We start from the raw sequence: 19,690 nt of genomic DNA on the forward strand, positions 1-19,690 counted from the left end.
CCCTCACTGGGCACACAAGCCGGTGATCACCGCCTCCTGACTGGCGACGGCCTTGCCCGCGGCCTCGTCGCTGCCAAAATCGTCGCCGGCCCGGGCGGTGCCGAGCGCCGCGAGATCGGTGGAATAGGTCTGCATCGCGGACTTCAGGGTCGGGTCGGTGGCGCTGTCGGCTGTGGTGTTCATGGTGGACGCCATCTGGTTCGCGCTGTCTGCCAGGCCGCTGTTCAGCTGTTCTATGCTGCCGTCGACCACTGTGCGCTCCTGCTTCCACCAGGACTGCGTCGCGGCCTGGAACTGGTCGCAGCCCGCGGGCCAGGCGAGGTTCTGCTGCGGATTCGCGCCGGCGCCGGTGTCATCCGCGGCGGGGCACACCTTTTCCAGGGCCTGCATGGTACTGAGCTGTTCCAACAGGGCCGTCGAGGCGTTCATGTTGGAGATGACGTCGGGATGCGAGACGGTGTCGTAGAAGTTCTTGTTCGACGGGTCCTTCGCCTGCCGCGACCAATCGGCGGCCTGGGCGAGGAAGACCGACTTCGCGGCCGAGTCGCCGGTCTTCGCGGCCAGCGCGTTGAACGCCGCGGCCTGCCTGAGTTGGAGCGCGGTGAGATCGATGGCTGATGCCGCGCCCTTCGCCGACTCTTCGATCTGGTAGGCCGCGGCGCAGGCGGCGGTGCCGCCACTGCTGCTCTTGCCGGTCGCGGCGATCGCCACGATTGTGGTTCCGCCGGCCACAACGGTCACCGAGGCGACGGTGGCGACCAGGGCTTTCCCATGGAGGAGCTTGGCACCACGACGGGTCCAGCGGGAGACTCGGCGCGCGTGGTCGACGGCTTGGCGGGCCTGGTGGGCCTGCGAGGCGTGGGTCGCGTGGCCGGCCTGCGCGGCTGCGTGGCCGGCGTGCCCGGCTACGTGGCCGGCCTGCCCGGCTGCGTGACCCGCCTGCCCGGTTGTGTGACCCGCCTGCCCGGCGACATGGCCGACTTGACCAGCGGCCTGACCGGCCTGCCCAGCAGCCGACGCGGCATGGCCGGCTGCCTGGCCGGCGGCGTGTCCGGCCTGTCCGGCCTGAGCTGCGGCATGACCACCCGCGTGGGCGGCCGGCATGGCCTGCGCCGCCTGGGCTGCCTGCGTGGCCTGAGCAGCTTGTACCGCCTGCGCGGTCTGCGCGACCTGAGCCGCTTGCGCCGCCTGGGTCGCCGCGTGCGCGGCTTGTGCCGCCTGAGCCGTCGCCTGCGCAGCGGCTTGCGCAGCCAGCGCCGAGGCCTGCGCGGCACCGGCCGCCGCAGCGCCGCCCGCACCCGCGCTCGCGCCTGCCGCACCAGCCGTCCCCGCTCCGACCGTCCCAGCAAGCCCCGAAGCCCCGAGCGCCACCAACGGAGCGGCGCTGATCGCCACCCCCGCGATCGCCCCCAATCCCAGCAGACCGCGTTCCAGCCAGTCGGTCCCATACCCGGCGACGGCCGTGGCCTCGACATCGGCCAGGAACTCGGCGATGTCCGCGTGCCGCTCCCCGGGATCCTTCGCCAACGCCCGCACCAAAAGCGGCCGCACCGGCACCGGGACCGTGCCGATCGGCACCGGCGCCGTCTCGTGCATCGCGCGCAGACCGGCCATCGTGTCGGACCGGAACGGCCGCCGGCCGGTCACGCACTCGTAGAAGGTCACCGCCGCCGCGTACATGTCCGAGGCCGGCGACGCCGCCCGGCCGTGCCACTGCTCGGGCGGCATGTACGCCGGCGTCCCCTCGGCCGGGGCGCCCTCGCCGGCCGGGGCCGCGATGCCGAAGTCCGCGAGTTTGCTACATCCGGCGGCATCGACCAGCACGTTCTCCGGCTTGTAGTCGCGGTGCACCACTCCGGCCCGGTGCGCCGCCGCCAGCCCGAGCAGCGATCCGCGCAGCATGGCCAGCGCCGACTCCGGCGACTGTCCCCGCCGGGCGATCAGCGCCCGCGCGGTAACGCCCTCGACGGCTTCCATGACCAGCGCGACGTTCCCCCCGTCCGGCGCGACGACCAGCTCATGGACCCGCACCACGTTCGGATCGACGACCCGGGCCATCAGCACGGCCTCCCGCCGGACCCGGTCCACGAACCCCGGATCCCCGGTCAGTCGGCCGGCCAGGTACTTCACCGCGACCAGCGCCCCGTCGGCCTCCGACCGAGCCAGCACCACGCGCCCGGTGGCGCCCCGTCCCAGCTCCCTGATCTCGGTGCAGCCGGGCACCGCCCATTCTGCGCTCATCGCTCCCCATCCCCGATCTGTCCCCGAACCCCGGCGCCCCGCTCACGGCGCCCCATCCCGGCCCCCGGCAGCCGCCCCGGACCGAACCAGGTCAGCGACCAGCAAGGTTCGGCCGGTCGCCGCGATGCCTGTTCGCAGGGCACGTAGTCGCTGCGGCACAGCCGAGTAAACAAGCAAGCGTGCACACCGTCAAGACTTTCGTAAAAGCACTTTCACAGGGAGCATGGTTCCCCGCGGACTGACAGTCCGATCGCTGAACCTGGACTCGGCCACGCCACGACGGCCATCACAGCCGACCTTTGCACCTCGGTGATCGATGTTCTGGAGAAGGCGGCCGCGGTTGCGATCGCTGCGCAGATCGGCGTCGATCCGGACCTGTCCACCGTCCTGCGCCGTCAGGTCGCGCGCCCGAAACCGATCTGGAGCAGCCGAGTGATCCTGGCGGCACTCGCGCGGCCGCTCCCGAAACCGTTGCCGGCGCACCGCATCGTCACCCCGGCGACCCTGCTTGCCCGGCGCCGTCGCCTGCTCGTGCACAAGTGGACCCGGGCCCGTTCCCCCGGTCGGCCACGGATCAGCCCCGAACCCCAAGACCTGATCGCGACAATCCCGGCTGGGCCACCTGCCGGCCCTGAGGCGAGCTGTACCGCCTCGGTCACCGCATCAGCGAGGCCGGCATCCGCAGGATCCTGAGGAGCCGCCGGATCGGAGCAACTCCCCGCCGTACCGAGACCGCCTGGCGCACGTTCTTGACAGCCCAGGCCCGCGGCGTCCTGGCCACCGGCCGAACCGCCCCACGCAGTCGCAGCGTTCCGCACATCCCTCCGGCGCGATCACGCTGCCAGACGCGGAACCCCTCGAGATCGGCCACGTTGTCCGGCCCCGGGCGCATCGGCGCGGCCTGGTCGAGGGATCGGTGTGAATGATGACCTCCATACCAAGAAAGACCCCAAACGCCCGCACTCTGTGACAAATCGGCTATGGCGCATATCGTCGTAGCAGGGGAAGCGAATGGGGATGTGACGGTGAGCGAGCCGGTCATCGATTACCGGGCGGTGTTCCAGGCGCTGCCGGGAATGGTGGCGCTGTTGAAGCCGGACCTCGTGTATGCCGACGCGAATGAGGACTTTCTTCGCTTCTCCGGCCGTTCGCGCGAACAGTTGATCGGCCGCTACCTGTTCGAGGTGTTCCCCGACAACCCGAACGATCCCGAAGCCACCGGGGCGCGCAATCTGGAGGCGTCGCTGCGTCGGGTGCTGGCCACCGGTGAGCGGGACACAATGGCGCTCCAGCGGTATGACGTGCAGTCGCAGGAAAATCCGAGGGAGTGGGCGGAACGGTTCTGGAGCCCGATCAACGCCCCCGTCAAGGCCGAGGACGGCCGTGTGGTGCTGCTGGTGCATCGGGTAGAAGAGGTTACCGAGTTGATTCGCGCACGCAGTCGGACGGGCGGGGACCGGGCCCGCGTGCTGGAGGCCGAGCTGTACACCCGCGCCCGGGAACTGCAGCAGGTCAACGAGCGGCTTCGGCAGGCTCATACGCACGAGCGGGAGGTCGCGCTCGCTCTGCAGGACGCGATGCTTCCGCCCCCGTTCATAGCCGGTCACCATCAGGTCGCGGTGCGCTACCAACCCGCGGTCAGCGCGCTCAATGTCTGCGGGGACTGGTATGACCTGGTCGAACTCGCCGGGGAGCAGATGGCGGTCGCGGTCGGAGACGTGGTCGGGAACGGCTTGGCGGCCGCGGGGGTGATGGGCCAGCTGCGCAGCGCGCTCAGCGCCGCCATGCGCGTCTCGGCCAGCCCGGCCCGGGCCTTGGAGGCGCTCGGACTGTATGCCCGGTCCATCAAAGGCGCCGAGTCGACAACCGCGGTGTCGGTACACATCGACTGGGACTCCCGCAGCCTGACCTACAGCAGTGCCGGCCATCTTCCCCCCGCGCTGCTGCGTGGCGACGGCACGGTGGTGTTCCTGGACCAGGCGACCGACCCGCCGCTCGGAGCCCGCGTCGAACCCATGCCGCGCCCCGAGGCCAGGCAAGGCTTCACCAGCGGGGACGTACTGGTGTTGTACACAGACGGCTTGATCGAGCGACGCCGCGAGGACATCGACGTCGGCCTCGCCCGTCTCACGCGCACCCTGATCGCACACCGCACGCTGCAACCGGAACAACTGGCCGACGCGCTCCTGCTCGACCTGCTTCCCACCGGCGACGCCACCGATGACACCGCCGTTGTCGTCCTCCGCTTGTAGGATCCAGGATCCTCACCGGGCTGGTCAAGGAATACGAAGCAGGATAGCCCCAGCTCAGCACCTCGGTAGGGTAATCGCACCCCCCAGGTCAGGCCGCTCCGCGGCTGACGGACTGTGCTGCCCTGAAAGAAAAGCGCGACCTGGCCGAAGCCGTGCTCACCGGAGGCGAGGCGGCGTTCACCGAACTGACCGACGCCGAACTCGCCGACCTGGTCACGCTCAGGAGGGGGCGGTAGATGGCGCCGCGGAAGAAGGCAACCGGCCCCGATGACGACCGCACACGGTCTTTCCCGGCCTTCGCACCGGCGGTCGGCTCCCGTACCGCGTTCGCCGGTTCATGGTGGGGACAGGCCTGGGTGGACGCGCTGGAGACGACGTCCATGGATGCCGCACGCCTGACCCGCGGCCGCACCTACGCCCGACGCGGCGCGGTCGAGGACATCACCGTCACCCCCGGCCTGGCCACGGCGAAAGTTCAGGGAAGCCGGCCACGTCCCTACACCTCGACGGTGGCGGTGAAACAGCTCAGCGACGCGGACTGGGATCGTCTCCTGGACGCCGTCGCCTCGCGGGCCGCGCACATCGCCGCACTGCTCGACAAGGACATGCCGCCGGAACTGCTCGACGACGCGAAGGCCGCCGGGGTGCGGCTGCTGCCCGCCGCCGGCGACCTCTCACCCGACTGTTCCTGCCCTGACTGGGGCTGGCCGTGCAAGCACGCATCCGCGCTGTGCTACCAGATCGCCCGGTTGCTGGACACCGATCCGTTCGTCCTGCTGTTGTTGCGCGGACGCGGCGAGCAGGAGCTGATGGAGGAACTGCGGACCCGCAACGCCTCAGCCGCAGCCGCAGCCCATGACAGCGGCCCCGGCCGGCTCGGCACAGAAACCCCAAGAGTGGTGGGGGTCAGCGCCGTCGAGGCCTTCCACGCGGCACCGGGCGACCCCGCTGTACTCCTCGCGGGCATCACCGCATTCGAAATCCCCGCCGTCCCCGGCGTTCCCGGACCGCCCCCGGTGCTGGACGCGGCGACCGGCGGAGCCGTCGACGCCATCGCCCTGGAACGCCTCGCCGCCGACACCGCCGGCCGGGCCCACACACTACGCACCTTGTACACCGGGTCCGACGAGCCCGCCGCGACGCCGCTGATGCCCCAGCTGACCACCTGGCAAGACGCCGTACGCATGGCCGCGGAGGAAGACGAGGCAGCCTCCGAAGAGGTCTACGAACGCGTCCTTTCCGCCTACGACCTCGGCGACGTCCAGATGAGCATGTCGATCCTCGCCTGGCGCCAAGGCGGCCCCGCCGGGCTTTCCACGCTGGAGACCGCCTGGACGCCGGCCACCGCCGGCAAGGCACGCGCCCGCCGATCACTTGAGGACTGGACTGCCGACGGCGACCCGCCCACACTGCGCGTCTGGCACAACCGCTGGACCGCCGAAGCCGAGGGGGTCCAAGTCCGCCTCGGGACCGACCACCGCTGGTATCCGTACCGCCGCGACCCCGAGGACGGTACTTGGTGGCCGCACGGCACACCCGAACGTGACCCCGTATCCGCCCTCGCCATACTGCTCACCGACGCTGACAAGGCAACCGAAGCGCGGCGTGCTCCCTGGACATCCACAGCACCAGGGCCTTGATGGCCCGATGTCATCTGGATCCGCAGCCTCCGCCCGCCACATGAACACGACTCCAGACAGGCGCTGGGGTGCGCGGCGGCGTCCTCACCCGCGGTCCGTCCGACGACCGCCATCGGCGGCGATCGCCGAGGGCATCGGCGCAGTAGAACCCGCCAGATCCGCCACAGCCGTCGCCCCGGCCTGGACCGGCACAACCGCCGGCAGGTCGGCGAAGGCCTGAGTGACGCCGGGATAGCACAGCAGCACCTGCGACAGCCCGGTGATCGACAGCATCTTGTGGGTCACCGCACCGACCGCGCACAAGCGGAGCCAGCCGCCGGACTCGACCGCACGGCGGTGGATCCGCAGCAATGCCGCCAATCCCACACAGTCGCAGAATCCGAGCCCGGACAAGTCGGCGACCAGGTGCGCCGGGCACGACACGCCGAGGCGCCCGACATGGTCGGTCAACACCGGGACCGAGGCTATGTCCAGCTCCCCGACGAGGACGAGGATCCGACCGAGGCCGTCGTCATAACTGCTGACCCGCAGCAGCCCGCTCGGCGCGCCATAACGTGCAGCCGACCGTAAATGACGATCATGCGGTGCGCGGGGTCCGACGAGGAAATCGTCCATGATCGACTCCGGAGACTGGCAGAGCGGTTTCACGTCTCCGGGGTCTGGGGGGACCGGCCCAGATCGCCGGGCCCACAACCAGGATAGAACAACCGGGCGAACAAGGCTCGCCCAAGCGGTAATACGCCACCCCGTCCATGAATGATGCGGCTGCGTTTCTCCGAGATTCCCTCCAGAAGCGGCTCTCCGCCCCGTCCGAAGCGTACGCCGGCATCGCCGCCAAACCTATGAATGAGAATTCAGTGCGAGTACGCTGAGACTAGCGGATCCACCTCCCCGGACCTTGGCGGCCGACCCCGCGCGTCATCCATTAGACGACGATCCTTGGGGAGCGATGGACGTGGCCTTCACCGTGTTGCACGGCGACGACGCCGATAGCATGATCATCCAACGACTTTTCAGCACGAGCATGGACATACATTCAACGCTCCAACTCGTCCAAGACGCCTCGACCACAAAGCTGCTCCGCGAGGCGATCGACCGGCTGGACCATGCGATCAACCAGATCCGCAATCATGCGTTCGACGGACAGCGGCCATAGGGGTCTGTGAATTACTTTGACAGACCCGCTCATCGAGCACCATCGGGCGACCATTTTCGAGGGGGTCCCCGCGATGTTTCTCGATGATGCCGGCCCACGAGAGCATCGAATCCCGAGACCTGTCCTCGATCACCCGCTGTACGGTCGGCGGGCAGACCATGCCGGTCGCCAAGATCGACGAGCGGGAGCGACGCAGCGGGGCGCCTCCGGCCAGCCCCGACCGTCCGTTACAGCAGCGCAGGTCATCTGCCTCCCACCCTGCGCAGAAGCGACGGCGGTGCGGAATTCCTCGATCGAGCCACCGCCCCGCTGGATCAGGCCGCACCTGCCCCGGCGGATTCGGTCGGAGCCTTGCTCGGGGCTGTAAGAGCGTGCGCGAGCGGTGTTCGCGGTGGCTGGGCCGACAGGGTTCTGAGGTGCCCGTGCCACTCCGCCGTGACTTGACCGGCCAAGTAGTAAGGCGCCATACTATCTACATGACCCCGGAAGCCCGACCCGCCGGACCGAGCCTGGACCAGGCCCGGCGCCAGATCCGCCATTACGGCCTCGACGCCGATCCGCAGTCCATCCTGGTGGCGGCGCGACTGATGGCGGTCGGGGCCCGGCTCGGCCAGGCGGCCGAGGTGCACTTCTCCCGCTTCGGGCTGTCCACCGGACGCTACCGCCTGCTGGCCGACCTGGAAGACCACGGCGGCGGGAAGTCCCCGTCGCAGTTGGCGGCCGGCCTCGGGGTGACGCGGGCGACGGTGACCGGCCTGCTCGCCGGCCTGGAGCGGGAAGGACTCGTGGTCCGCAGCGCGTCCGCGGAGGACGGCCGCGGCGCTGTCGTGTCCCTGACCGAGCAAGGAGCGCAGCGCCTCCAGGACATGGCCGCCGAGCACTTCGAGCGACTGCAAGCCCTGGTCGGCACGCTCAGCACCGACGAACGCGGACAGTTCCTCGGCATGCTGGAGCGGATCGACGAGGGCATCGGCGCTTTCGTCGCAGACTGACCTCGGCCCCACTGCCTCACTGCCCCATCGTGCCCTTCTCATGCCCATGTAGTTAGCTGCCTAATCACTTGTGGAGGCCACCATGCCCGGAAAACGCCCACCCCGCCCCTTCAAACTCCGCGAAGAGATGTTCATCGCCTACCTCGCCCCCACCGTGACCGCGGGAATCAGCGGCCTGGCCACGCACCAGAGCGCGCTCGCCATCGCCGCCCCGACCTCGATCGGCCTCACCTCGGCCGTCGTCGCGGCCATCACCGGAGCCATCCTGCGACGACGCGGTGCGGCGCGACGATCGCGGCGGCGCCTGCCGACCGCCCTTGCCGCCGGCCTGACAGCCGGCGCGATCGCCGCCGCCGTGGGGCTGCCAGCCTCCGTCCTGCTACCGCGGCTGCGCATAGACCTGCCCGTGGCCGCCGTGTTGGCAGCGACCATCATCACCTGGCGCTGGCACGGCTCAGCTTCCGCCCGCCCCGCCGCAGCACACCGCGGCACCACCCCGGCCCGGAAGGACTTCGCATGATCGCCGTCATGGGAGCAACCGGCAGCACCGGCAACGCCCTGCTCCACACGCTGACCGCCCAAGGCGTCCCCTGCCGCGCCCTGGCCCGCACGCCGCAAAAACTGCGCGGAACCATCACGGCCGTCGCGCCCATAGAAGTCGCGTACGCCGACGCCGCCCACCCCCGCTCGCTGCGCGCGGGACTGAAGGGCTGCGACCAGCTCTTCCTGTCCATGGCCAACGGACCGGACCAGGTCGAGCTGGAGACCGCGGTGATCGACGCCGCGACCGCGATCGGCGTCGGGCACCTGGTCAAGCTTTCCGCGCCGGCCGCCGAACCAGACTCCCCCGTCGGCGTTTCGCGCTGCCACGCCGCGATAGAAGCGCACCTGGCGGCGACGATCCCTCGTGTCAGTATCCTGCGTCCGTACGCCTTCATGCAGAAGCTGCTCCTACTCGCACCCGCGGTGGCGGCCACAGGCGCCATCATCAGTGCGATGGGCGCGGCGCCCTGCAACTACGTCGACGTCCGAGACATCGCCGATGTGGCGGCTGCCGTTCTGACGCAGCCGGAAGCAGCGGGTGCCACATACGAACTCACCGGCGGACGGGCCGTCTCCCATCCCGAGCTCGCGGCTTTGCTGACGTCGCTGACCGGACGGCCGGTCACCTCCGTCGATCTGGATCCCGCCGAATTCCACGCCCACCTCGTCCGCACCGCGGGCATGCCCGACTGGCTGGCCCGACACATCGTGGAGATCCAGCGCCTTGCCGTCACCCGGCCGGAGTCACCGAACGCTGTGATCGAGGCGGTTCTGGGGCGGGCTCCGAGAAGCCTGGAGGACTTCCTCACAGAGAACCGCGCAGCATTCAGGCAACCTGCAGGATCATAGCCGCGGGCCTGGCGCGGTTGATCCGTTCGAACTCGGCCGGGGCGAGGCCGCCGGCGGCGCTGTGGCGTCTGCGCGTGTTGTAGGAATCGCTGATCCACGTAGCGCTGCGGATCCGGGCCTCGGCGCGGGTGGCGAAGGCCTGCGAAGACCGTGTCGGGGTGGGCTTGCGCCAGGGCTCTGACTCCCTCCCGAACCCCGACCAGTATTGGCGCATCGCCGGTGCCGGCGTTCAGCGCGGGCTGGAACGCTGGGTCGCTCAGCGCGTGCTGCTTCACGACGCCGGCGATGACCGGTCTTTGTTCGGCCAGGTTCGACAGCCAGAACGTCTCCTCTGCGGACATGCCGGCCTGGACGCAGATGCTCGCGCTGACCGCGGTACCGGCCACCGCACGGGAGTAGTCGGACGCGGTGACGAGACGCGGTAAGTGCCGAGCGTCCGGGGCGTTCAGCCAGGGATGCGGGTGGAGGCGGCTGTCCCAGAGATGGCGGTGGGTATCAATGACGCTCATGGCGCGGGGGCCTCCAGATCGAGCAGCCCCGACTCGCGAAGGTCCTTCCACAGCTCCGCCGGGATCGGCACCTGCGACATGGCGACGTTCTCGGCGATCTCCTCAGGAGTGGCCGCGCCGATGACGACGCTGCAGATCGCCGGGTGCAGCAGCGGCATCTGCAAAGCGGCGGCCTTCAACGGCACGCCGTTCTCCGCACAGCGGTCTCGCAGCGCGATGGCCCGGGCCAGCGTCGCCTCGGGCACGGGAGCGTAGTTGTATCGCGCGCCCGGCTTGGGATCGGCGAGCAGTCCGGAGTTGTAGACGCCGCCGGCTATCACGCCGACGCCATGCCGCAGGCACAGCGGCAGCAGGTCGACCAGCGCCGGTTGTTCCAGCAGCGTGTACCGGCCGGCGATCAGGACGTAGTCGATACGCCACTGTGTAAACGCCGCTGGAAGCCACGTCGACCTTGTAGTCCATGGTGTCGTTCGGGTCGAGATACCCGACGGCCGACTCCTCCGACCCTGACACGGTCTGGATGGAACCGGACTCCGAGCCGTAGCTGACGGCGGAGATGGTTCCCGGAACACTCTGCGCCACGTATGCCAGCTTCGCCGACTCCAGATTCCATCCCCCGGCCGTGGCCTGCAGCCGAACGGTGTGTATTCCGCCAGTCAGGGAGACCGTGTCGTTGACGGTGGTCCAGTTCTGCAGACCGCCGGTGGACGGCAGAGTCGTCGCCCGAGCCGGCTTTCCGTCGATCAGCAGACTGACACCCCGAGGTCGTCGTCGGCGGCAGCCTGGCCCTGGCCGGCGACATCGTGGCCGAACCGATCCGCAGCCACCTCGCCAAGGCCTGCACGTTCACGCCCCGCATCGAGATCTCCCGAATGGGCCCAGGACTTCGGGCCGACAGCCGGTCCGGGTGCCGTGGCCGCCGAAGTGCGGGTCCTCGTCCCGCGGCGGCCTTCGGCGCCCGCAGGTGGTCGGTGGTGATCGGTCATCCTTCGGACAGCGGCGCCCCGCATCCTGCAGGTGCGACGTCCGGTTCGACGACCGAGACTGAGGCCACCTGATGTGAAGGAGGCCCTGCCATGCCCCGTCCCTTCCGTGGGACCGTCAACCTCGACATCCGGGACTCGGTTCCGGACTGGGGTCCCTATGAGCAGCCCAAGGCCGCGCCGGGTTCGCCCAACATCGTGTACATCGTGCTCGACGACGTCGGGTTCGGGGCTCTGAGCTGCTACGGCGGCCCGGTCCAGACCCCGAACATCGACCGGATCGCCGCCGGCGGATTGCGGTACGGGCAGTTCCACACGACAGCGCTGTGCTCCCCGACCAGGTCCTGCCTGCTGACCGGGCGCAACCACACGACCAACGGGATGGCGTGTATCAGCGAGGCGGCGATCGGGTTCCCGGGTGCCAACGGGCACATCCCGCCGCAGTGCGCCACGCTCGCCGAGATGCTGGTCGGCCGGGGTTTCAGCACGGCGATGGTCGGCAAGTGGCACCTGTGCGCCGAGGATGAGATGAATCTGGCCTCCAGCAAGGAGAACTGGCCGCTGGGCCGCGGATTCGAACGCTTCTACGGCTTCCTGGGGGCCGAGACCAGCCAGTGGTACCCGGACCTGGTGCACGACAACCACCTGGCCGAGCAGCCGGCGACCCCCGACGAGGGCTACCACCTCAGCGTCGACCTCACCGACAAGGCGCTGGAGTTCATCGGCGACGTCAAGGCGATCGCGCCGGACCGCCCGGTGTTCCTGTACTACGCCCCGGGCGCCGCCCACGCCCCGCACCAGGTCCCGCGCGAATGGGCCGACCGCTACCGCAACCGCTTCGACCAGGGCTACGAGGCGATCCGCGAGGAGATCCTGGCCAGGCAGAAGGAGATGGGTCTGGTCCCGCAGAACACCGAGTTGCCGCCGATGAACCCCATCGGCACCCCGCGGGACCGCAGCGGACCCGACGGTCAGCCGTTTCCCCCGCTGGACTTCACGCGGCCCTGGGGGAGTCTGTCGGCTGATGAGAAGCGGCTGTTCTCCCGGATGGCCGAGGTGTACGCCGGGTTCCTGTCACACTGCGACGACCAGATCGGCCGGCTGCTGGCCTATCTGGAGGAGATCGAACAGCTCGACAACACGATCATCGTCGTGGTCTCCGACAACGGCGCCAGTGGCGAGGGTGGCCCGAACGGCTCGGTGAACGAGAACAAGTTCGTCAACGGCGTCCCGGACGACCTGGCCGAGAACCTGGCCATGCTCGACGAGCTCGGCGGCACCAAGACCTACAACCACTATCCGAACGGGTGGGCGATGGCCTTCAACACCCCGTTCAAGATGTGGAAGCGCTATTCGTTCAACGGCGGCACCTGCGACCCGTGCATCATCTCCTGGCCGAAGAGCATCAAGGCGCGCGGGGAGATCCGCGACCAGTACCACCACGCCATCGACATCGTCCCGACGCTGCTGGACTGCGCCGGGATCCAGCCGCCCGACACCGTCAAGGGCTACACCCAGCACCCGCTCCAAGGCGTGAGCATGCGCTACACCTTCGACGCCGCCACCATCCCGACCGCCAAACGCACCCAGTTCTACTCGATGCTCGGCACCCGGGGCATCTGGCACGACGGCTGGAAAGCCGTGACCACGCATCCGGCGATCAGCGGCTGGGGACACTTCCCCCAGGACACCTGGGAGCTGTACCACACCGATGTCGACCGCTCCGAGCTGCACGACCTGGCCGCCAAGGAGTCCGACAGACTCGCCGAACTCATCGGGCTGTGGTTCTACGAGGCCGGCGTCAACCAGGCCTACCCCCTGGACGACCGATCGGCCGTGGAGATCATCACCACGCCGCGGCCCCAGCTCGCGCCGCACCGCACACGGTACGTCTACCGCCCCGGCGGCGCCGAGGTCCCCGAGTCGGTGGCGGTGAGCATCCGCAACCGCGACTACTCGATCGGGGCGCTCGTGGACCTGCCCGGTCCGGGTGCGGCCGGCGTGCTGTTCTCCCACGGCGGACGGTTCGGCGGCCACGCGCTGTACGTCAAGGACAACCGGCTGCACTACGTCTACAACTTCGTCGGCAGCCAGAAACAGCAGATCAGCGCAACGCGCGACCTTCCAACCGGCACCGGTCTGGTCCTCGCGGCGTCCTTCACCAAGGACCGCGAGGACCCGCCGGGCACCGCCCACGGCATCCTGAGCCTGTACTACGGCGACGAGAAAGTCGGTGAGGGCCGCATCCGCACCCAGCCCAGCCGGTTCAGCATCGCCGGCGAAGGGCTCAACGTCGGCCGCGACGACGCCTCCCCGGTGACCGACGACTACCCCGGATCCCGGCCGTGGGCCTTCACCGGCGGAACCCTGCGCCGGGTGGCGGTCGACGTCAGCGGCGAGCCCTACGTCGACCTCGAACGCGAAGCCGTGGCGATGCTCTCCCGCGAATGAACGCGCCGACCCGCGGCGGGGCCACCCCGCGCACGGCTCGATCAGACCGCCCATGAGCTCCCGAAGGGGCGGCGGAACACCTTCCGCCGCCCCTTCGGCATGCGGAGGCGACGGGCATCGGGCTGATCTCCGCCGGTGCGGCTTCCACACCTGCGCCCCTTCGCGGGGCACGATGATCAGGATGACCGCGACAACCCCGAGCCCGGGTCCGCCCCGAACACCGCCGGACCGCAAGGGCATGGCCCTGATCCCCGGTGGCACCTTCGCGATGGGATCCGACGACTTCTACCCCGAGGAGCAGCCGGTCCATCCGGTGACCGTGGACCCCTTCTGGATCGACGAGCATCCGGTCACCGTCGCCCAGTTCCGCCGCTTCGTGAAGGACACCGGCTACGTGACCGTCGCCGAACGCCCGCCGGATCCGGCGGACTATCCGGACGCCGATCCCGGCGCTCTGGTCGCGGGCGCACTGGTCTTCGCCAGGACCGCCGGGCCCGTCAACCTGGACGAGTGGCGCCGCTGGTGGCGCTACATGCCCGGCGCGCAATGGCGCCATCCGCACGGCCCCGGCAGCACCCTGAACGGCCGCGAACGGCACCCGGTCACGCAGGTCGCCTTCGCCGACGCCGCCGCGTACGCCGCCTGGGCCGGGAAGTCCCTGCCCACCGAGCCCCAATGGGAGTACGCGGCGCGCGGCGGCCTCGACGGGGCGGCCTTCCCCTGGGGCGACGAGTTCGCGCCCCGCGGCCGCCGGATGGCGAACACTTGGCACGGCGAGTTCCCCTGGCGCTTCCTCCCCGGACGCGGCACCGGCCCGGAACCCGGGACGACTCCCGTCGGGACATACCCGCCCAACGGCTACGGGCTCTTCGACGTGGCTGGCAACGTCTGGGAATGGACCACCGACCTGTTCCGGCCGAACCACGCCAGCCCGACGCCCGCGACCTGTTGCGCGCCCGGCGGACCGCACCCCGACGGCGATCGGTTCGCACGCCGCGTCACCAAAGGCGGCTCTCACTTGTGCGCCGCCAACTACTGCCTCCGATACCGCCCCGCGGCGCGGCAGGGCCAGACCGAGGACACGGCCACCTGCCACATGGGTTTCCGGTGCGTCGTGCGCGCATGACACCCACGGGCGCCGGACCCAGTGGCGCAAGCCGCTCTCGCGCGGTACGCCAAGGTACTTCAGCGGTGCCGGCGGGCGTTTGAGTTTCGCCACCACCGACGCGCAGCCCTACGACGTCTTCGATGTCTCACGGAGACCGATGTGGCTGCTATGGGCTAGTCCAGGACGGCAAGGTGGTCGGCGGCGCCGGCGCGCCACTCGATCAGGAAGAGGGTCGCGTCGTCACTGGTGGTTCCGCCGCGTTCTCGCTTGAGAGCGTGCGAGAGCGCGCGCACCACCGCCCGCACGCCTTTCTCTGTGTGCTCCATGTGGTTAACCCAATGGATGAGTTGTTCCACGCCGAACTGCTCTTTCCCGGTTTCATGCTCCTCGATCACGCCGTCGGTGAAGCACAGCACCCGATCGCCGCGCTGCAGCATCCGCTCGCTGACCCGGGGCTGTTCACCGCCGAAACCGACCGGCAGGGTGGTCGGACTGTCCAGTTGCCCGACCACCTGGTGGTCGCGGATCAGCAGCGAGGCGGGGTGGCCCGCGTTGACCCATTGCAGGTGGCCGGTTGCGATGTTCAGGCGCATCATCTGCGCGGTGACGAAGTGGTCGGGCCCGAACTGCTCGGCGATGGCGCGGTCCATGAACGCGTATGTTTCGGCCAGGCCGGTATCGGCGCGTCGAGCGTGCCGATAGGCGCCGACGGCGACGGTCGCCATCGTGGCGGCGTCCAGGCCGTGGCCCATCGCATCGACGATGGCGACGTGCAGAATGCTGTCGTTGAGGGCGTAGTCGAAACTGTCGCCGGCGATGTTGTAGGCGGGCTCGAGGATTCCGGCCACGGCGACCTGCGGTACGGACATCGCCACCGGCGGAAGCAGGGACCACTGGATCTCCGCCGCCACACTCATCGGTTCGCATCGCCGGGCCAGGAAGAACTGGTCTGTGTAGCTGTGCTTGGTGACCAGAATGTCGGCGACCAGGCCGGCAAGCCTGCGCAACAGGCGCCGGTCGTCGTCATCCACGGCGTCCAGGGTGAGGACCATCACTCCCACCTGGTCACTGCCGTCCAGCAACGGCAGGTACATCCGGACGCCGTCGGCCTGCGCCACCTCAATGGCGGTCGCACGCAGGAAGGCCTGGCCGGCGTGGGACTCGGCGATCAGTTCGGACTCGCCGACGACCAGCCCTCTGCCCGGCAGCGGCACCAGCAGCACCTGACCGTAGTCCTGCAACAGGATCGACACGTCACGGCCACCGACCCTGGCCACCTCTTCCGCGACCAGCGGAGCGATCAGCTGCGGCGGCATCTCGTGAGCCCGGTCCAGCAGCACCCCCAGCAGCCGCTCACCGAACCCTTCCGACCTGTCCACCACCGCCTTGTGCTGCGACTCACCGTCCGCCATAGCCGCGCCCCTCCCGCACTGGCGTCTTTGAAGTCTCGGCCACGATGCTCCGCTTCGCCTTGTACGAAGGAGCCAATGCCCACACCGACGCGCTCGGGTCCATCCGGCGGTTCACGGAGGATCTTCGCTCGAAGATCCCACGATCTGTCTCACAGGCTCCTGGCACGGCCGTGATCATCCCCATGGGGCGACGCGGCCAACCAGCCCAGAGAATTCTGTTACGCCATAGGTGGCACGCCACATTTGTATCCCGGTCGCACCCTTCAGAGTGACTACCTCAAGACGACCACCGCCCGTAGAACAGCGCAGACTCCGCAGATCCGTCACCCCCGCTCGTAGAGCTCGATGTCCTCATGGAATCCGGCCAGCGCCTCCTCGGTCAGGGTGGGCCGGGTATCGGCCACGGCGCTCAGGTATTCCTGAGTGCCGGCCGGGTCGCCGACCCCGGTCCTGACTTCGCGTTCGAATGCGTGCTGGGCGCCCTTGCGCGCCGCGGACTCGATGTCGGCCGGGGTGAACATCTCGGTGGCCGCCACCAGTCGCTCCAGATCCACGGTGTCCGCCGCGGGGCCGAGATAGCGCCGCCAGATCGCGGCGCGGGCCCCGGCGTCCGGCGGCCCGACCGGGATGATGTAGTCGAACCGGCCCGGGCGCAGGAACGCCGGATCCAGAGTGCGCAGGGAGTTCGTCGCGCAGATCAGGAGCCGGTTGTCGTGGTCCCGGAAGGCCGGGATGAGTTTGAGCAGCTCGTTGGTCACGCCGTGGCCGGCATCGACCGCTGTGCCGGAGCGGGCGGCGGCGATCTCCTCGACCTCGTCGATGAACAGCAGCACGCTCTCCAACCCCGTCAGATCCGCGAACGTCTGCCGGAGCGCCGCGGCCAGACCGCCGTCGGCCTCCGTGCTCAGCCGCGACGGGAACAGCTCCACGAACGGCCAGCTCAGGCGCGAGGCGACCGCTTTGGCGAAGCTGGTCTTGCCCGTCCCGGGCGGCCCGAACAGGATCACGGCCTTGGGCGGGCGCACCCCGTGGCGCTCGGCCACCTCCGGTTCGGCCAAAGGCAGCACGATCCGCCGCTCGATCGCGTCCTTGGCCTCGCGCATCCCGGCCACGCTCGCCCAGAGCCCGCGCGGGAGGATCCGCCCGCCGAGCTCGGTCAGCAATCCGGCGTCGCCGGCACCGAGGCGTTCCACCTTCTCGTAGTAGATCAGACCGTTCACCTGCCGATAGCCGGAGTTCTCCAGGGCTGAGCCGCCGATGGCTCCGGGGGCGAGCAGAGCGCTGATCCGGCGCACTCCCGTTTGCCGCAGCCGCCGCTCCACCTCGGCGATCAACGCACTGCCAAGGCCTTGGTCCCGCCACGCGTCGCTCAGCGCCACCAGCATGATCCAGGCCCGTTCACCGTCGGCACCGGCCACGGCCAGGCCCACCAGCTCGGGTCCGGCCACGGCGACCACGGCGGGCTGACCCCCGCGTGCGGCGGCGATGACCTCCGAGACGGGGAACACCGGATGGTCCACTTCGGACTGCCGGCCCTGGTCCCACAGCCGGATCACCTGGTCCAGGTCGTCGTCATGGATGTCCCGCAGCCTCCAGACCGACATGTCCGCCTCCGATCTCTCTCGTCATATCACCGGGAGCGCATCGCTGCGATCCAGCCGGCGGAAGCGGTACCAAAGCAGCAGTACAGCCCGTCGACACCACGCGGCATTCGCACCACAACACCCAGGACATGCGGCCGATCAGAGATACAGAGACCGCTGCCGGCCCCAGCAGACCAAACCTCCCCAACCACCACAGACGACAGATTCGGCCCCCACAGCCTCGCAGGACGAGCGATGCCACTGGCGCGAACACATGACCACCGAGACGCACGCCGGTGTTCGGTGACTTGCCGGGCGGCGACTTGCGATTCCGCCAGGAGGGTGAGGCCGATGAATGGCTTGCTGCTTCGACGGGCACGGTTCCACCAGTGCTGAATCGCGATCATCGCACCATCACCTGCAGGCTCCGTGGTGAGCGGGTGTGAGACCAACCAGTGGAGGTACCAGATGGCCGGGCTCCCACAACCGCCAGAGGGAATCGTGCTGGCCCACTTCATCGTCTCGGACGATGTCGAGCGCTCTCGGCGCTTCTACACCGACGTACTCGGTGGCAAGGTGGTCTTCTCCGGCCCCGGGGGGCTGACCTACGTCGCACTGGCCAACACCTGGATCATCATCAACATCGGCGGAGGCCCGACCGACGACAAGCCGTCGGTCACCCTTGAGACGCCGCCCGATCCCGACCGAGTCAGCAGTTTCCTCAATATCCGGGTCAAAGACATCCACTCCGTGTACACGGAGTGGAGCGCCCGGGGTGCTCAGTTCCTGACGCCGCCGAAGCAGCACCGGGACGAGATCCGGTGCTACATCCGTGATCCCGACGGCCATCTGATCGAAGTGGGGCAAACCACCGATCCGCAGAGAGACTGGTCACCCGCTCACTGGCCGCCGAGCACCCGCGCCGGTGATTCGGAGTGATGTCCCCCACGCTTCGGGCCGGGCGCCTGTCGCCCGCGCCGTCAGCTACCGCCCGGCCGGCTGCAGCTTGCTTGCGATCTGGTCGTGCGCAGAGTTGAGCACCGCGACGTAGACCTCTGGGAACCAGGTTCCACGACCCGCTACGCCGGCAGGTCGCCGATGCCAGCGAGCCGGGCGGGGTCACCTGCACCACGCGGAAGTTCTCGTCTGGGGGACGTCCGCGTCCAGCCGCCAGCCCAAGCCCGTATGGAACCCCGGCGGCCAGAGCGCCGGCTTCTGAGACACCTGGCGCCGGCGGCTGATCGGTACCGACCCCCGAAGGAGACGTTCCATGGAATACCTCGTGACAATGACCACCCGAGTACCCGAAGGAACATCGGAAGCCGAGGTGGACGAGATTCGGGCCCGTGAGTCCGCGCACACCCGCGAACTCGCCGCCCAGGGACGCGTGCTGCGCCTGTGGCGTCCCCCTCTGGGGCCCGGCGAGTGGCGGACGATCGGGCTGTTCGCCGCGGACGGACCCGATGACCTCGAGCGGACACTGGCGTCCATGCCGCTGCGGGTTTGGCGAACCGACGAGCCCACCGCCCTCGGCACCCATGCCAACGACCCCGGGAAAGGCACCGTGCCACTCGCGGCGGACGACGGGGAATACCTGGTCATATTCAACGTGGCCATACCGGAAGATGCGGGTCCGCCGGCCGTTGCGGAGATGGAAGCCGGTGAGGCGCGGCGTGCACAGGAGTTGGCCGCGGCAGGCCGGCTCGTCCGCTTGTGGACATCGCCCGTATCTGGCCGCAACCCCAGTCTCTGGCAAGCGCCCACCGCCGACGTGCTCCAGAAGGACTTGGCATCGCTGCCGATGACGGCGGCCGAATGGCTGACCATCGAGACCGTTCCGCTGACCAGGCACCCCAGCGATCCCGCGACGATCAAGCAAGATTAGGGCTCACTCGGCGATGAGCAGGACGAGCCCGCCGTTCGGCGGACAGTTATTCGGATCATGATGACTCCTCGCGCTGAGAGCCGGCC

General features: G+C 69.3%; 16 protein-coding genes and 1 pseudogene. 11 read left to right on the forward strand and 6 right to left on the reverse strand.

Annotated elements, in window-relative coordinates:
- Positions 1-3: 3 nt before the first annotated feature.
- The gene (locus ABIA35_RS32620; RefSeq protein ID WP_370360503.1) at positions 4-2,241 is read right to left on the reverse strand and encodes a serine/threonine-protein kinase; all 2,238 of its coding nucleotides are present in this window, start codon (positions 2,239-2,241) and stop codon (positions 4-6) included.
- 309 nt (positions 2,242-2,550) lie between these two features.
- Here ABIA35_RS32620 and ABIA35_RS32625 point away from each other — a divergent pair, with 309 nt between their 5' ends.
- The 3 genes from ABIA35_RS32625 (at position 2,551) to ABIA35_RS32635 (ending at position 6,133) form a co-directional block, all read left to right on the forward strand.
- Positions 2,551-2,934 (forward strand): hypothetical protein, encoded by a 384-nt coding sequence (locus ABIA35_RS32625; RefSeq protein WP_370360504.1) that lies wholly within the window; start codon positions 2,551-2,553, stop codon positions 2,932-2,934.
- Between the two features lie 332 nt (positions 2,935-3,266).
- A complete protein-coding gene (locus ABIA35_RS32630; RefSeq protein WP_370360506.1) occupies positions 3,267-4,493 on the forward strand; it encodes a PP2C family protein-serine/threonine phosphatase in 1,227 nt (408 codons plus the stop codon).
- A 236-nt stretch (positions 4,494-4,729) separates the two neighbouring features.
- A complete protein-coding gene (locus ABIA35_RS32635; protein WP_370360507.1) occupies positions 4,730-6,133 on the forward strand; it encodes an SWIM zinc finger family protein in 1,404 nt (467 codons plus the stop codon).
- Positions 6,134-6,217: 84 nt separating this feature from the next.
- Here ABIA35_RS32635 and ABIA35_RS32640 read toward each other — a convergent pair whose 3' ends face one another.
- On the reverse strand, positions 6,218-6,748 hold the full coding sequence (locus tag ABIA35_RS32640) for an STAS domain-containing protein (protein ID WP_370360508.1): 531 nt from the start codon (positions 6,746-6,748) through the stop codon (positions 6,218-6,220).
- A 340-nt stretch (positions 6,749-7,088) separates the two neighbouring features.
- Here ABIA35_RS32640 and ABIA35_RS32645 point away from each other — a divergent pair, with 340 nt between their 5' ends.
- From ABIA35_RS32645 to ABIA35_RS32660, 4 genes are all read left to right on the forward strand, one after another.
- On the forward strand, positions 7,089-7,289 hold the full coding sequence (locus ABIA35_RS32645) for a hypothetical protein (protein WP_370360510.1): 201 nt from the start codon (positions 7,089-7,091) through the stop codon (positions 7,287-7,289).
- Positions 7,290-7,765: 476 nt separating this feature from the next.
- A complete protein-coding gene (locus ABIA35_RS32650; protein ID WP_370360511.1) occupies positions 7,766-8,281 on the forward strand; it encodes a MarR family winged helix-turn-helix transcriptional regulator in 516 nt (171 codons plus the stop codon).
- A gap of 82 nt (positions 8,282-8,363) precedes the next feature.
- Positions 8,364-8,801, forward strand: coding sequence for a hypothetical protein (locus ABIA35_RS32655; RefSeq protein ID WP_370360512.1), 438 nt, complete (start codon positions 8,364-8,366; stop codon positions 8,799-8,801).
- On the forward strand, positions 8,798-9,673 hold the full coding sequence (locus tag ABIA35_RS32660; protein ID WP_370360513.1) for an NmrA family NAD(P)-binding protein: 876 nt from the start codon (positions 8,798-8,800) through the stop codon (positions 9,671-9,673). The genes ABIA35_RS32655 and ABIA35_RS32660 overlap by 4 nt, the downstream gene beginning before the upstream one ends.
- Before the next feature lie 505 nt (positions 9,674-10,178).
- Here ABIA35_RS32660 and ABIA35_RS32665 read toward each other — a convergent pair.
- Both ABIA35_RS32665 and ABIA35_RS32670 read right to left on the reverse strand, forming a co-directional pair.
- The gene (locus ABIA35_RS32665) at positions 10,179-10,754 is read right to left on the reverse strand and encodes an aldo/keto reductase (protein WP_370360514.1); all 576 of its coding nucleotides are present in this window, start codon (positions 10,752-10,754) and stop codon (positions 10,179-10,181) included.
- Between the two features lie 34 nt (positions 10,755-10,788).
- A pseudogene (locus ABIA35_RS32670) lies at positions 10,789-10,932 on the reverse strand (carbohydrate-binding protein); the annotation flags it as partial.
- A gap of 326 nt (positions 10,933-11,258) precedes the next feature.
- On the opposite strand from ABIA35_RS32670, the gene ABIA35_RS32675 reads away from it, so the two are divergent.
- Together ABIA35_RS32675 and ABIA35_RS32680 are read left to right on the forward strand one after the other, a co-directional pair.
- On the forward strand, positions 11,259-13,616 hold the full coding sequence (locus ABIA35_RS32675) for an arylsulfatase (protein WP_370360516.1): 2,358 nt from the start codon (positions 11,259-11,261) through the stop codon (positions 13,614-13,616).
- A 181-nt stretch (positions 13,617-13,797) separates the two neighbouring features.
- Positions 13,798-14,742 (forward strand): formylglycine-generating enzyme family protein, encoded by a 945-nt coding sequence (locus ABIA35_RS32680; RefSeq protein WP_370360517.1) that lies wholly within the window; start codon positions 13,798-13,800, stop codon positions 14,740-14,742.
- Positions 14,743-14,897: 155 nt separating this feature from the next.
- Here ABIA35_RS32680 and ABIA35_RS32685 read toward each other — a convergent pair whose 3' ends face one another.
- A complete protein-coding gene (locus ABIA35_RS32685) occupies positions 14,898-16,136 on the reverse strand; it encodes a PP2C family protein-serine/threonine phosphatase (RefSeq protein ID WP_370360518.1) in 1,239 nt (412 codons plus the stop codon).
- Positions 16,137-16,459: 323 nt separating this feature from the next.
- Positions 16,460-17,740, reverse strand: a complete 1,281-nt coding sequence (locus ABIA35_RS32690) for an ATP-binding protein (RefSeq protein WP_370360519.1) — start codon at positions 17,738-17,740, stop codon at positions 16,460-16,462.
- Positions 17,741-18,187: 447 nt separating this feature from the next.
- Here ABIA35_RS32690 and ABIA35_RS32695 point away from each other — a divergent pair, with 447 nt between their 5' ends.
- Together ABIA35_RS32695 and ABIA35_RS32700 are read left to right on the forward strand one after the other, a co-directional pair.
- Complete coding sequence (locus ABIA35_RS32695) at positions 18,188-18,658, forward strand: VOC family protein (RefSeq protein WP_370360520.1); 471 nt, start codon at positions 18,188-18,190, stop codon at positions 18,656-18,658.
- Between the two features lie 331 nt (positions 18,659-18,989).
- Positions 18,990-19,604 carry a muconolactone Delta-isomerase family protein gene (locus tag ABIA35_RS32700; RefSeq protein ID WP_370360522.1) on the forward strand — a complete coding sequence of 205 codons (615 nt, stop codon included), beginning with the start codon at positions 18,990-18,992 and terminating at the stop codon, positions 19,602-19,604.
- The last annotated feature ends 86 nt before the right edge of the window (positions 19,605-19,690 follow it).

It is taken from the genome of Catenulispora sp. MAP12-49, from assembly GCF_041262705.1.
Taxonomy (GTDB): domain Bacteria; phylum Actinomycetota; class Actinomycetes; order Streptomycetales; family Catenulisporaceae; genus Catenulispora.

What these genes read in the sequence shown, in the direction of transcription:
- ABIA35_RS32620 (WP_370360503.1), bottom strand. Translation starts at nt 2,241, where the DNA reads ATGAGCGCAGAATGGGCGGTGCCCGGCTGCACCGAGATCAGGGAGCTG.
- ABIA35_RS32635 (WP_370360507.1), top strand. Translation starts at nt 4,730, where the DNA reads ATGGCGCCGCGGAAGAAGGCAACCGGCCCCGATGACGACCGCACACGG.
- ABIA35_RS32640 (WP_370360508.1), bottom strand. Translation starts at nt 6,748, where the DNA reads ATGGACGATTTCCTCGTCGGACCCCGCGCACCGCATGATCGTCATTTA.
- ABIA35_RS32650 (WP_370360511.1), top strand. Translation starts at nt 7,766, where the DNA reads ATGACCCCGGAAGCCCGACCCGCCGGACCGAGCCTGGACCAGGCCCGG.
- ABIA35_RS32655 (WP_370360512.1), top strand. Translation starts at nt 8,364, where the DNA reads ATGCCCGGAAAACGCCCACCCCGCCCCTTCAAACTCCGCGAAGAGATG.
- ABIA35_RS32660 (WP_370360513.1), top strand. Translation starts at nt 8,798, where the DNA reads ATGATCGCCGTCATGGGAGCAACCGGCAGCACCGGCAACGCCCTGCTC.
- ABIA35_RS32675 (WP_370360516.1), top strand. Translation starts at nt 11,259, where the DNA reads ATGCCCCGTCCCTTCCGTGGGACCGTCAACCTCGACATCCGGGACTCG.
- ABIA35_RS32680 (WP_370360517.1), top strand. Translation starts at nt 13,798, where the DNA reads ATGACCGCGACAACCCCGAGCCCGGGTCCGCCCCGAACACCGCCGGAC.
- ABIA35_RS32685 (WP_370360518.1), bottom strand. Translation starts at nt 16,136, where the DNA reads ATGGCGGACGGTGAGTCGCAGCACAAGGCGGTGGTGGACAGGTCGGAA.
- ABIA35_RS32690 (WP_370360519.1), bottom strand. Translation starts at nt 17,740, where the DNA reads ATGTCGGTCTGGAGGCTGCGGGACATCCATGACGACGACCTGGACCAG.
- ABIA35_RS32695 (WP_370360520.1), top strand. Translation starts at nt 18,188, where the DNA reads ATGGCCGGGCTCCCACAACCGCCAGAGGGAATCGTGCTGGCCCACTTC.
- ABIA35_RS32700 (WP_370360522.1), top strand. Translation starts at nt 18,990, where the DNA reads ATGGAATACCTCGTGACAATGACCACCCGAGTACCCGAAGGAACATCG.